This is a genomic window from Streptomyces sp. HSW2009, from assembly GCF_040240285.1.
Lineage (GTDB): Bacteria > Actinomycetota > Actinomycetes > Streptomycetales > Streptomycetaceae > Streptomyces.
This window is the reverse complement of record NZ_JBEHZD010000200.1, coordinates 1-12,421: the sequence shown is the minus strand read 5'-3', so window position 1 is coordinate 12,421 and position 12,421 is coordinate 1. Positions and strand designations below refer to the sequence as shown.

At 72.6% G+C, this 12,421-nt stretch carries 11 protein-coding genes and 3 tRNA genes; 8 read left to right on the top strand and 6 right to left on the bottom strand.

Annotated features, from left to right (window positions below):
* Both AAHZ94_RS16760 and AAHZ94_RS16755 read right to left on the bottom strand, forming a co-directional pair.
* A partial coding sequence (locus AAHZ94_RS16760; protein ID WP_349993698.1) for a PAS domain-containing protein occupies nucleotides 1-1,639 on the bottom strand: 1,639 nt, incomplete at its 3' end.
* 642 nt (nucleotides 1,640-2,281) lie between these two features.
* Complete coding sequence (locus tag AAHZ94_RS16755; protein WP_349993697.1) at nucleotides 2,282-2,743, bottom strand: SSI family serine proteinase inhibitor; 462 nt, start codon at nucleotides 2,741-2,743, stop codon at nucleotides 2,282-2,284.
* A 256-nt stretch (nucleotides 2,744-2,999) separates the two neighbouring features.
* Here AAHZ94_RS16755 and AAHZ94_RS16750 point away from each other — a divergent pair.
* From AAHZ94_RS16750 to AAHZ94_RS16730, 5 genes are all read left to right on the top strand, one after another.
* A tRNA-Ser gene (locus AAHZ94_RS16750) sits at nucleotides 3,000-3,089 on the top strand.
* Between the two features lie 556 nt (nucleotides 3,090-3,645).
* Nucleotides 3,646-3,718 (top strand) — tRNA-Arg (locus AAHZ94_RS16745).
* Between the two features lie 621 nt (nucleotides 3,719-4,339).
* Nucleotides 4,340-4,738: a hypothetical protein gene (locus AAHZ94_RS16740; protein WP_349993696.1), complete on the top strand. Its 399-nt coding sequence runs from the start codon at nucleotides 4,340-4,342 to the stop codon at nucleotides 4,736-4,738.
* A gap of 226 nt (nucleotides 4,739-4,964) precedes the next feature.
* Nucleotides 4,965-5,558, top strand: a complete 594-nt coding sequence (locus AAHZ94_RS16735; protein WP_349993695.1) for a DUF642 domain-containing protein — start codon at nucleotides 4,965-4,967, stop codon at nucleotides 5,556-5,558.
* A gap of 551 nt (nucleotides 5,559-6,109) precedes the next feature.
* Nucleotides 6,110-6,550: a hypothetical protein gene (locus AAHZ94_RS16730; RefSeq protein ID WP_349993694.1), complete on the top strand. Its 441-nt coding sequence runs from the start codon at nucleotides 6,110-6,112 to the stop codon at nucleotides 6,548-6,550.
* 112 nt (nucleotides 6,551-6,662) lie between these two features.
* Here AAHZ94_RS16730 and AAHZ94_RS16725 read toward each other — a convergent pair whose 3' ends face one another.
* The gene (locus AAHZ94_RS16725) at nucleotides 6,663-7,130 is read right to left on the bottom strand and encodes a hypothetical protein (RefSeq protein WP_349993693.1); all 468 of its coding nucleotides are present in this window, start codon (nucleotides 7,128-7,130) and stop codon (nucleotides 6,663-6,665) included.
* Between the two features lie 239 nt (nucleotides 7,131-7,369).
* Here AAHZ94_RS16725 and AAHZ94_RS16720 point away from each other — a divergent pair.
* Together AAHZ94_RS16720 and AAHZ94_RS16715 are read left to right on the top strand one after the other, a co-directional pair.
* A tRNA-Met gene (locus tag AAHZ94_RS16720) sits at nucleotides 7,370-7,443 on the top strand.
* A 162-nt stretch (nucleotides 7,444-7,605) separates the two neighbouring features.
* Complete coding sequence (locus tag AAHZ94_RS16715; protein ID WP_349993692.1) at nucleotides 7,606-8,619, top strand: amidohydrolase family protein; 1,014 nt, start codon at nucleotides 7,606-7,608, stop codon at nucleotides 8,617-8,619.
* A gap of 72 nt (nucleotides 8,620-8,691) precedes the next feature.
* Here the strand turns inward: AAHZ94_RS16715 and AAHZ94_RS16710 are convergent, their stop codons facing one another.
* From AAHZ94_RS16710 to AAHZ94_RS16700, 3 genes are all read right to left on the bottom strand, one after another.
* The gene (locus tag AAHZ94_RS16710) at nucleotides 8,692-9,054 is read right to left on the bottom strand and encodes a DUF4180 domain-containing protein (protein ID WP_349993691.1); all 363 of its coding nucleotides are present in this window, start codon (nucleotides 9,052-9,054) and stop codon (nucleotides 8,692-8,694) included.
* A 227-nt stretch (nucleotides 9,055-9,281) separates the two neighbouring features.
* Nucleotides 9,282-9,830, bottom strand: coding sequence for an NADPH-dependent FMN reductase (locus AAHZ94_RS16705; RefSeq protein ID WP_349993690.1), 549 nt, complete (start codon nucleotides 9,828-9,830; stop codon nucleotides 9,282-9,284).
* 375 nt (nucleotides 9,831-10,205) lie between these two features.
* Nucleotides 10,206-11,105, bottom strand: coding sequence for an LLM class F420-dependent oxidoreductase (locus tag AAHZ94_RS16700; protein WP_349993689.1), 900 nt, complete (start codon nucleotides 11,103-11,105; stop codon nucleotides 10,206-10,208).
* A 344-nt stretch (nucleotides 11,106-11,449) separates the two neighbouring features.
* Between AAHZ94_RS16700 and AAHZ94_RS16695 the strand changes: the two genes are divergently transcribed.
* A complete protein-coding gene (locus AAHZ94_RS16695; RefSeq protein ID WP_349993688.1) occupies nucleotides 11,450-12,202 on the top strand; it encodes a response regulator transcription factor in 753 nt (250 codons plus the stop codon).
* Nucleotides 12,203-12,421 lie beyond the last annotated feature (219 nt).

Here is a 12,421-nt window from a genome sequence, read left to right as displayed (position 1 = left end):
CCCCCGTGCCGTCCCCGACACCCGCCGCGCCGGCCGCACCCGCAGCACCTGCCGCGCCGGCACCGCCCGTACCGCGCGCCGGCTCCGTCGGGACCGGCATCACGGTGGTGGCGTTGTCCTCCACCGGCACCCGCACCGCGCCCGTGCTGTCGTCCGTATCGGCCCGGCCGCTGGTCAGCGGCTTGCCGTCGGCGGAGAGCGGTACTTCGAGCACATACGCGCTGCCGCCCATGCCGGGCATCTCGTGTGTCTGGAGCACCCCGCCGTGCTTGCGGACGATCCCGCGCACGATCGGCTCGTGCACCGCGTCGCCGCCCGGGTGCGGACCGCGCACCTCGATCCGTACGACGTCGCCGCGCTGCGCCGCGGCCACCACGATCGTCGAGTCGCCGGGGGCGGCGGCCGTCGCGTTGCCGGTCGCGTCGAGGCCGGCCACATCGGCGATCAGATGGGCCAGCGCCTGCGCCAGCCGGACCGGGTCCACCTCGGCCTCGATCGGCGGCGCGTGCACCGCGAACTGGGCCCGCCCCGGCCCGATCAGCTCGATCGCGCCCTCGACGCCGGCGGCCACCACGGTCTCCAGCGAGACGACCGAACGGTCGAGCCGCTCCTTGCCGGCGGCCAGCCGCTGGTAGCTGAGGACGTTGTCGACCAGGGTCGTCATCCGGGCATAGCCGGCGGCGAGGTAGTGCAGGACCTGGTTGGCCTCCGGCCACAACTGACCGGCCGGGTCGGCGACCAGCTCGCCGAGTTCGCCCCGCAACTCGTGCAGCGGCCCGCGCAGCGACACGTCGAGCACGGCCAGCAGTTGGGCGTGGCGCGCGGCCAGCGCGTCGTACGAACGCCGGTCGGTGAACGTCATGACCGCGCCCACCAACTGGTCGCCGTCGCGCACCGGCGCCGTCGTCAGGTCGACCGGCACCGCCCGACCGTCCTTCGCCCACAGCACCTGCCCGCGCACCCGGTGCTTGCGCCCCGAGCTCAACGTGTCGGCCAGCGGCGTCTCCTCGTACGGCAACGGCGTGCCGTCCGCCCGCGTGTGCTGTATCAGCGGGTGCAGCTCCTGGCCGCCGAGGTCGCTGGCCCGGTAGCCGAGGATCTGCGCGGCGGACGGGTTGACCAGGACGACCTTGCCGTCGGTGTCCACGCCCACGACGCCCTCAGCGGCGGCGCGCAGGATCATCTCGGTCTGCCGCTGCTGCCGCGCGAGTTCCGCCTCGGTGTCGAGCGTCCCCGTCAGGTCCCGCACCACCAGCATGAGCAGCTCGTCGCCGGTGTAGCCGTGGCTGTCCACGTACGGGGTCCGGCCGTCCTCCAGGTTGGCGCTGGTGACCTCGACCGGGAACTGGGTGCCGTCGGTGCGCCGCGCCACCATCCGGGTCGGCTTGGTCCTGCCGTCCTCGCCCCGGTCGTCGCTCGGCCGCCGCATCGAACCGGGGATGCGCTTGGAGTCGAAGGACGGCAACAGGTCGAGCAGCCCGCGCCCGACGAGCGCGGTGCCCGGCGTCTCGAAGGTCTCCAGGGCGATGTGGTTGGCGTTGACGACCGTGCCGTTGCAGTTGACGAGCAACAGGGCGTCGGGGAGGGCGTCGAGTATCGCCGCGAGGCGAGCAGCGCCTCGGGATGGCCTGCTGCTCACGACGACGCTTCCTCCCAGATCTACGTTCCGTGCGGGCACCGGGCCCGGCTTCCTCGCCCGCCCCGTGGGTGCCACTGGGGGAGGAGTCTACGGGCAGGGGCCGCCGCGGGGGTGGCGGATGTGGGGCGCATGACGCGCGGACGACGCCGGGGCGAGCACGAGCCGCGGCCCCCGGACGGCGCACCCCGGGACAAACCTCGTCGGGCCCGACGCCCGCCCCCGAACCGGGACCAGCCCGACCACCGGCACCCCACCGGCACGCGGCCGGCGCCCCGTCGACCCCCGACCGGCACCCCGCCGCCCCGCGCGTCCCGGCCCCCACGACCCGCCCCCGCAGAACGCATGCCCGACCCGTCCCCCGGGGCGCGCCCCGCCCCGTACCGCCGCCGACCCGCCGGCCCCGGGCAGCACCGTGCCCCCACCCGGAACGACGTCCCGAGCAGGGGCACGGCGGGGCGCGCAGCCCGTCGACGGCACATCCGTACGACGGGTCATCGACGCCGGCCCGGCATGACGGGCCACCGCCGCCCCGCCCGCGGGCCGGTCCGCCGCCGGCGCCCCCGAGCGCCGGACCGCGGGCCGTGCCCCCCTGCGGAGCGCCGGTCGGCGCATCGCCCGTACGGATCAGGTACCCCGTACGGGTCAGGTACGCGGCGTCCCGAGCAGCGCGGCGAACTTCTTCCAGCGGCTGATCTCGCACCCGTCCGCGCGCGAGAAGTCGGCCCGCACCGGCCGCCCTGACCAGCGGCCCGCCACGTGCGCCGTCGCGGGACCGCCGTAGATCTTGGTGCACGCGGTCCCCTTCGGCACGGGTGCGAACGGGTCGGCCCCCCACACCGTCTTCTTGGACACCTCGGCACAGGCCGCCGCGGGGCTCGGGTGGTTGCCGCCGGTGGGGTGGCAGTACAGGTCGTAGGTACGGGCGTCCGCGGCCTGGCCGGTGTCCGAGACCGTGACGACCAGGTGGTGGGCCGGACCGGGGGCCGGAACCGGCAGCGGTTTGGCGGCGGCGGACGGGGTGCCCAGTAAGGCGGGCAGTGCGGCGGCGGCAGCAGCGGCGGCGACGGCCACGGCCAGGCGGTGCGGCGAACGGTGCGATGACATCCAGGACTCCCGGAATCGTGCGACGAGGGGACGCGGCGCGCCCTCGTTCGACTAACGCGCCGGTGTGGCGGGCGTTGCGCAGAAACTCCGCTCCGCACCGACGAATCGCCGGAAAGCCCCACAAAAGCCACCCGGATGGCCGCCGTAAGCCTTTGCTGCTCCGCACGAACGCCTAGTACGGTAGGCCGCGATTGGTGACAGCCCGCGAGGCTGTGCCATCATCTGCACACGCACTTCGCGCTCGCGCGAGCTGCAAGGAGGCTTCGCCTAGTCTGGTCTATGGCGCCGCACTGCTAATGCGGTTTGGGGTAACCCCCCATCCCGGGTTCAAATCCCGGAGCCTCCGCCCCGTACGAGCCCCGCCCGTCCTCCGACGAGCGGGGCTTTTGCATGCCCCACACCGCGTGGGGCCACACTGCGTGACCTCCCCCGAACCGGCCCTGCGTCCACGACCCCGCGCCGGGCAGGGTGTGTCGTACGCGTGCGTGTCGCGCGTGTACGCGCCGTACGTGCCGGGGCGGGCCCGAGGCCGTGTCGTACGCGACTGGCTGTCTCGTACGCGACTGCGCGGCGGAACGCGCACCAGGAGCGGGAGTGGGAGCGGGAGCGGAAGCAGGAACGGGCGCAGGCGTGGGTGTGGCGCGGCGGAGGGTTGGACCGCAGGGTGTGTCCGCACGGGCGAACCACCCCCGGAGCGGCACCCCGCACGGCGCGACGCCCGGCCGGAGCGGGAACACCCACCCCACGCCACCCCCACCCCTCGGCGCCGCACCCCGCTGATCATGGAACGCTGACGTTTCCGCAGGTCAGAGGCGGTGGAGCAAACGGATTTCACCTCGCGGCGCAGGTCATGTAATGTTGTTCTCGCAACGCCGACCGGGCAAGAAAACGCCGGGAAGCAAGCGCTCGTAGCTTAACGGATAGAGCACTTGACTACGGATCAAGAGGTTGCAGGTTCGAATCCTGCCGAGCGCGCAGTAGACCAGAGGGCCCTTCCAGTTGCTGGAAGGGCCCTCTGGCGTATGTGGTGACATCGGCGGCAGCAGGATCGACATCAGTATCGGCATCGATGCGGTGGCAACGGCCGCTGAGTGGCGGATGGGCGACCGCAATAAACGTTTCCGCAATGCGCGGCAAGACTTCGCCCCCCTTTGTTGCCGATCTTTATGTCAAGGGGTCCGGCCCCGCGCGGATAATTGCCGCGGGCGAGGAAAGGCCCGGGGCGGCGCACTCGCTGAAACCATGGGGGCCTGTTATCGCCTTATTCGCCGATCGGGAATTCCGATGGGGGTGCGGGGGAGGGGCTTTTGGGAATTCCCGCTGGCGCCAGGGTGATCATCGGTTGCCGCCGCCGCTGGCCTCAGCGCTGGTCCCGGCGTCGTCTGGCCCTTGCCCAGGCCGCAGTTGGGCCCTCTCGCGCCTTCGACGTGCGGCGCTCGATATGCGCGTACGGCAACGGGGGAGCGGAGTTCGTCCGGATAGGTTACTGAGATCGGCGATTCGTTTCCCGCGCGAATGGCAAATGCGCCGTGGCGTGAGAGGTTGCTTCCGTTCGCATCACGGAAAGCGTGTTCGCTAGATCGTACGGAGAACATCATGTCGCCCAAGAGAATCCCGGCTGGTGGCGACCAGTCGCAGACGACGCCACCCGTTCAACAGCCGGCCGCGAAGCAGCAGACGAGCTTGACGGCCGAAACCACCAAGGGAAATTTCCTCTCCGGCTTCCACGCGGAGGGCAAGTGCCGACTGACGAGCAGGGGAAAGCCGCTGGCCTACGAGGACATCGAATGGTACGTCGGCGACCACGGTGTGCACCTTGGCACGTCGCAGACCAACGAAAAGGGAGTCGCCACCTTGGACGCGGGCAGCGTCAGCGACTTCGGTGACTCGATCGCCGGTGAGTTCTCTGGCTACTCGGTCAAGTACCTGGGCAACGAGCAGTATCTTCCCGCCGACGCCAGCGGGCACATCGTCCCGGTGTTCAGCATCTTCTGACGGCGCGCAGTGGGCTGCGGGTGCCGCGCGGAAGGCGGGGTACCCGCCCTCGTTCTCGCCGGCGCGCGGAGCGAACCGTCGACGACCCCCGCGGCTCCGGTGCCCGCGCCCACCTGACGCATCCGTCCGTCCTCGCCCCACCCACCACGGCCACCGGCTCCGCCGCGCCTCCAACTGCCCATGTGGCAACGGCGGTTCACGCACTCCACGAATGAAGGAAATCGGCATGACCAAGCGCACGTCCGTCGGAGCCCTGTTGGGCGCCGCCGTCCTGTCCGCCACCGCCGCCGTCCACCCCGCGGCAGCGGCCGGGAACCTCATCAAGAACGGCACGTTCTCGGCACCGACCGCCCCGGCGGGGGGCGTCGTGGAGTACTACGACGGCGAGAACATCGGCGACTGGCAGGTCGCCGGCGCCGACGCGCGCGGCGGGGTGACGCTCTACAGCCGTGGCCTCACCCAGTACACGTACCAGGCGGTCGACATCGGCGCCGGCAGCATCTCCCAGGAGTTCGAGGCGGACTCGGGCTCCGTCGTCAACGTCACCTGGAAGCACGCCCGCAACACCGATCCCGCGTGCGCCAAGGACATGGGCGAGCAGTCCTACAGCGCCCAGGTGATTCCCCCCACCGCGGACCCGGTGGGCGACACGTACACCCCCATCGGCCCCCGATTCGCCTCGGTTAACAAGAGCCTCCAGTTCATCGCCGTGGACGACCACTTCACCCTGGAATTCGCCGGCCGCGCCCCCGAGGGCTGCGGCCCGCTGATCACCGACGTCGTCGCGAAGGTGGTCGGCCACGTGGTCCCCGGACGCTGATCCGTGGCCGCTCTGCCGTAGCGGTCCCCCGCACGCCCCGGGGTTCACCCGCGTTGCAGCGGGAGTTCCCGGGGGCGAGGGGGGATTCGCTGCTCGGCTCGCGCGGACCCCCACGTCACCGCCCAGCCGTCCCACCGAACCGCGCCCCACCATCCCACCCCCGAAACCGCGCCCCACCCAACCACCCCACCCCCGAAACCGGTTGGTGCCGCGTTCCCTCCGTGGTGTTGACTTGTACACGTTCAGTAATCGAGTTGAGGGGGTTGGACGTGTCCCGATGGATGCGGGGGATTGCCGTTGGTGTGGCGCTTGTGGCCGTGCTGGCGGGGTGTGGGGATGACGGGGATGGTGGAGATGGTGCGGGTGGGGATAAGCAGGGGGTTGTTGGTGGGGCTGGGCAAGGGTCGGCGGGGGCGAGTGAAGGGGAGCGGGAGGCCGGGGCCGGGGAAGCGGAGGACGGGGGGTTGTTGCGGAGTGCGGCGCAGGTGAGTCAGGCGTTGCCCAGTCGGAGCAGTGTTCCTGCGGGGTGGGCGGCGCGTACGCCGCGTACGTTGGGTGAGGCGTCGGCACTGCGCGCCTGCCAGCAGGACACCGGGACCGCGTGCACGGGACTGGTGGCCGCGGGGGACTCTGAGGTCGTACGGGCCGAGGGCGGCACGTACGTGACGGTGAAGTTCGGGATCTACGCCTTCGACGGGCCCGGGAACGCGACGGTCGCGCAGAAGGCGGTGGGCGCTTCGGCCCGCCAACAGGCCACCGGCGAAGTGAAGATGATGCAGGTGGACGCGGGCGCCGATGAGACGGAGTCCTTCGCCGACGTGCCCAAGTCGGCGGTGACGGGGACGGTCAAGCAGGTCGTCATGCGGGTGGGCGGCGCCGTCGTGCGGGTGCGCTCGCTCGAACTCGACAGCGACGCCGAGTTGACGGAGCTCGCCAAGCTCCAGGTGGAGCGGGTCAGGAAGGTTGCTGCGGGCGAGAACCCCGACGCCTGAGCTGTTGGCCAGTCCCCAGCTGTTGGTTGGCACCCAGCCGTACGGCGTGTCTGCGTACGGCGTGTCTGTGGTGTGGTGGCCCGTCACCCGCGCTCGCGGGTGGGTGGCGGGTTCAGGCCGTGGTGGCGGGTCTTCGGGTTGCCAGGGCGGTCGTTGCCAGGGGGGCCGTGCACAGGGCTGAGGTGGCTGCCGCGATGCGCACTTCCTGGGGGACGTCTTCGACGGCCTTGCGGTCTCCGGCGTCCGTGATGCAGACCGTGCGCAGGGTGAGGAAGTGGACGTCGTAGTCGACGACCGCGGCGTCGTGGAGCCGTACGCGGCACGGGTGGTCGGCGGGGACGGGGGCGGAGTCGGCGCCGCCGTCCTCGCCCTTGGCGAGCGTGGAGATCAGGACGAGGACGCCGAACCCGTAGGCGGCCGTGGTGACGGCCGCGCCGGCGTAGGTGAGGGCGAGTACGGTGCGGCGCCAGCCGGGTTCGGGGTCGGCGGCGCCCGGCAGGGCGGCCTTGAGGCAGCGGATGCCGAAGGCGATGACCCCCGCGGCGACGGCCAGGAACGCCGGGGCGAGGAGGAAGAGCACGCCGACCCCTTTCGGTGGGCTTGGGTGTCCTCGGCAGCTTGTGCGTGCGGGGCGCGGGGCGGTGGCGGATTGCGGTGGATGTGTCTGAGGTCATGGCGGGTGGGAGTTGGGTGGGGGCCGGCTGGGGTTGGGCGCCGATGCTGCGGGCGGTGCGGAAGGGCTGGTCAGAGCGGTGTTGCCGGGCGGCGGTGAATCGATTTCCCTCTGCGGGGACTTTCCCGTAAGGTTGCCTTTACCGACGCGGGGTGGAGCAGCTCGGTAGCTCGCTGGGCTCATAACCCAGAGGTCGCAGGTTCAAATCCTGTCCCCGCTACTTGAAGATCGAGGGCCCGGCAGTTGCTGCCGGGCCCTCGGTCGTTGTGTGTGTGCGTGCACCGGCGTGGCTTGGGTGTGGCCGAGGGTGGTTGGGGTTGCCCGGTGGTTGGTCGGCTGGGACCCCTGGTTCTCGGTGGGTGGCTCTGACACCGTGGGCGGCATGGATCGTGGACGGGACGCCGGTGGTGGGTGGGACGGGATCGATGCCGGCCGATCCGGGAAACTGGGCGGGGAGCGGATTCGCGACCGCGAGCGCGGGCAGGACCGCGAGCGTGAGCGGGAGCAGGAACGGGAGCAGGTCGTCCGGTTCTGGGCGGAGCTCGGGCTGCCGGGGCTGATCGACGTGCACACCCACTTCATGCCGGAGCGGGTGTTGGCCAAGGTGTGGGCGTACTTCGACGGCGTCGAGCCGCTGCTCGGCCGCCCCTGGCACATCACCTACCGGGACGAGGAGGCCGAACGGCTCGCCACCCTGCGCGGGTTCGGCGTCCGGGCCTTCACCTCGATGGTCTATCCGCACAAGCCCGGCATGGCCGGCTGGCTCAACGACTGGGCCGAAGGCTTTGCCGCCCGTACCCCGGACTGCCTGCGGACCGGCACCTTCTATCCGGAGCCGGAGGCCGCCGCGTACGTCGGTGCGGCGCTGGCCGGTGGGGTGCGGGTGTTCAAGTCGCACGTACAGGTGGGCGCGTACGACCCGGCCGATCCGCTGCTCGACCCGGTGTGGGGCGCGATCGCGGAGGCCGGGGTGCCGGTGGTGACGCACTGTGGGTCGGGGCCGGCGCCCGGCGCGCACACCGGGCCCGGGCCGATCGGGCGGGTGCTGGCCAGGCACCCCGGACTGCGGCTGGTCGTCGCGCACCTGGGGATGCCGGAGTACGCGGAGTTCCTCGACCTCGCCGAGCGGTATCCCGGGGTGTACCTGGACACCACGATGGCGTTCACTGACTTCACCGAGGACCTGTTGCCGTTCCCGCGCGCCGCGCGCCCGCGGCGCGCGGCGCTCGGCGACCGGATCTTGTTCGGCAGCGACTTCCCCAACATCCCGTACGGCTACCGGCACGCCCTGGACGCCCTCACCCGGCTCGACCAGGACGCGGAGTGGCTGCGCGCGGTCTGTTACGGGAACGCCGCCAGGCTGTGGGGGATCGCGGGGGCCGACGGTGGGGCGTGACCAACCCCGGCGGGGCTTGACCATCCCGCCGGGGCTTGATCACCTCGGCGGGGCGCGGCCACCCGCCGGACGCTAACCCGCGAGCCGCGCCTCCAACTCGTCCTCGTCGGTCAGGAACCAGTTCTGCCGGCCGCGGTTGCTCTCCCGGACGAAGTCGCGCAGCGCCGTGCTGGTCGCGGTGTGGGCCGTGATGTCGCCCAGAACGATCAGGCCGAGCCGGTAGTTGGCGAACTTCTGGATGATGTCGCCGGCGATACGGGTCTGGAGCTGGAAGAACGCGGGGTCGAGCCGTTCGACGGGGATGACCACCCACTGCGCGCCCTGGTAGCCGGCGTCACCGATGAGGTCGAGCGCGTCCTGCTCGCTGCGGATCGGCTCGCCCTCGGCCGCGCACCGCAGGACGGGCACGTCGTGGATGGTCTGCACACTGCTCATGGTGGGACGCCTTCCGGGTGGTGGGTTGGGTGTGGGTTGGACATGCGGGGATGCGCGCGTTGGGCTTGGGTGGGTTGTGGGTTGCGGGTTGCTCGTAGGCGTATGGGCTTACTGGCTTACGGGCCGTGGGTTGGACGGGGGTTGCTCGCGGGCCGGTGGGGCTGTGGGCCCGTGAGCCCGGGCTGCCGGGGGTGGGGTGGGCCCGTCCGCTGGCTGGCGGCCGATGGTCAGCGGGGCTGTGGGGCCGCCTTGGTGAGGGCGGTCAGGGCCGTGGCCAGTTCGGCGCGGGTCGCCTCGTCGTGGACGCGTCCCGATTCCCGGTCCACCTTCGTGCCGATCAACGGAATGCGCAGGCAGGCGGGTTCGACCAGGTGGGCGTGGAGCATGCCGAGCGTCTCGCGGAGCTGGCCGTGGGCGAACTCGCCGCCGGCCGGGTGCGGGGAAGCGGTGATCACTGCGGTGGGCTTGTCGACCAGTTCGCCGCTGCTGACCAGCCAGTCGATCGCGTTCTTGAGGGCGCCTGGCACGCCGTGCGCGTACTCCGGGCTCACCACGAGCAGCACATCGGCCGCGGCGACGGCGGCCCGCAGCGCCCCGACCGCCGGGTGCGGGGTCGCGTCGCCCCCGTCGAGGTCCTGGTTGAAGTGCGGCAGGGTGTCGATCGTGGCGTGCGCGACGGTCCAGAGCGCGGGGTCGAGCCCGTCCAACGCCGCGTGCAGGACGGCGCCGTTGGACGACGTGGCACGCAGGCTGCCGGACATCGCGAGAATGTTCATGCGCCGACGGTACGGGACGCGGTGCCGGGCGTCTCCGGAGTTCCGGGTGGGTGCCGGATGCCAGGTGCCGGGTGGGCGCAAGGTGGGTGCTCGGGTGGGCGCCGCGGGTCGTACGTGGGTTGCTCGCAGGTCGCACGCGGGTCCTACCCGGGCTGTCCGTGCTGCCATCGCGTACGACCCGCGGGGGCTAACCCGGGCACGGCGCGGCCGGCGCCCACGGTCTGAGCCGCAACGCGCGAGCGACAGCCGCCCCGCCGCAATGGGCGAGCGAACCCCGCTCCGTCCGTACCGCATCAGCGACGGCCGCCCCGCCGCAAGGCGCGAGCGAACGCGGCCCCCGCCCCTACTGGACCGCGCCCCGCCCCCACCCCTCGCTCAGTCCGCCAGCGGCAGCGCCTCCGCCAGCGCGCGCCACTGGGGGAGCGGGAGGTCGACCGGGTTGCCCTGGTCGTCGGCGGCGACGACCGGGATGGCGAGGTGGTCGGCGCCGGCCGCGCGGTACTCGTCGGCCCGGCGGCGCACCGCCGTCGCGTCGCCGAGCGCGAAGACCGCGTCCAGCAGGCGGTTGCTGCCGCCGTCGGCGAAGTCGGCCTCCGTGAAGCCGGAACGCAGCCAGCTCTTACGGTAGTTGGCCAGCGTCAGATAGAACGCGAGGTAGCCGCGGGCGGTGGCGCGGGCGCGCTCGATGTCGGGGTCGAGCACCACCTTGAACTCGGGGGCGAGCAGCGCATCGGGGCCGAGCGTCTCGCGCGCGGCTGCGGTGTGCTCCGGGGTCGTCAGGTACGGCAGGGCGCCCAGCGTGCGGTCCCGGGCGAGTTCGAGCATCTTCGGGCCGAGCGCGGCGATCGCGCGCTGCTCGCGCGGGACCGGTGTGTCCGCGGTGTCGAGCGCGGTCAGGTACTCCTTGAACGCCGAGTACGGGCGCGCCACCAGCGGGTGGTCACCCTTGTCGATGGTCTCACTGTGGCTCACGCCGAGGCCGAGCAGGAACCGGCCGCCGTACGTGGCGTTGAGCTCCGCGTGCCGGGCGGCGAGCTCGGCCGCCGGCTGGTCCCAGATGCGGATGATGCTGGTGCCCACGGTGGCCCGCGAGGTGTTGGCCAGGAGCGGCACGGCCTGGTCGACCGAGGGGCTGCCGCCGATCCACAGGGTGCCGAACCCCAGCTCCTCCAACTCGGCCGCCGCCTCACCGATCTCACCGCTCCGCGCGGGGTCGGTGGCGTTCAGCCCCAAGCTCCAAATGCCGACCCTGCCAAGACGCTTGTTGAATGCCATGGAGGCAACAGCGGCCCGGGCGGCCCGGATATTCCGGTTGGTGGGTGCGGTTCGTAGTCCGTCCTGGTGACGCGCGCCGGCCCCGCCGCCCCGTGCGCCGGGTGGGGCGCGGGCGTACGGGCCGCGGCGCGCGCCCGCCACGTCCGGAGTGCCGGCCGGGCGCGGGACCGCCGCATCCCGAGTGCCGGCCGGCCGAGGACCTGCCCCATCCCGAGCGCCAGCCGGGCGCAGGCCCGACGCACCCGAAGTCCCGGCGGTCACCGCACACGACCCCGTCCCGTTTTCTCAGGGTATTCACAGAAAGCCGCAAGACCGTTCTCACCCGGCCGGACCACGCTGCTGCCATGACCACCCCCTCGCCCACCGGGCAGACCGAGCTGCTGCGACCCGACGGCCGTCCCGTACGGGTCCTGGTCGTCGAAGACGACGTACCGCTCGCCGAGTTGCTGACGATGGCGCTGCGCTCCGAGCGTTGGGACGTCCGTACGGCGGGGGGTGACGGCGGCGCGGTGATGACGGCGCGCGACTTCCGTCCCGACGCCGCCGTCGTGGACCTGATGCCGTCCGCCGGCGGCGCCCGCACCGTGCTGGCCGGGCTGCGCCGCGAGGTGCCCGGCGTGCCGGTGTTGCTGCTGGCCTCGCGGGAGGCCGGGGCGGAGCGGGTGGCGGGGCTGACGGCTGGCGGCGACGAGTACGTGACCAAGCCGTTCGGTGTGGAGGAGGTCATCGCCAGGCTGCGCGGGCTGCTGCGGCGCGCGGCGGCGCCGGTCGCGCAGCGCCCCGCCTCGCTGCTGACCGTCGGCGACCTGACGCTCAACGAGGACAGCCAGGAGGTCGAGCGCGGCGGGGTGCAGATCAGGCTGACCGCGACCGAGTACGAGCTGCTGCGCTTCCTGATGCGCAACCCGCGGCGGGTGCTGAGCAAGGCGCAGATCCTGGACCGGGTGTGGAGCTACGACTTCGGCGGCCGGGACAACGTCGTGGAGCTGTACGTCTCCTATCTGCGCCGCAAGATCGACGCCGGCCGCGAACCGATGATCCACACCCGGCGCGGCATGGGCTATCTGATCAAGGAGGCGGTGTCCGAGCGGGTCTGAGTGCGCCCGGGCGGGCCCGGGCGTGCGGGAGCGGGGCGGCGTCCGTGTCGGGTGGCCGCTCGTGCGTGGGTCTGCGTGGGGTGGGCCCGCGCGGGGGTGGGGGGGGGGGGGGGGGGGGGGGGGGGGGGGGGGGGGGGGGGGGGGGGGGGGGGCGCCCGCGCCGCGCGGGCGGGGCGGGGGGGGGGGGGGGGGGGGTGGGGGGGGGGGGGGGGGGGGGGG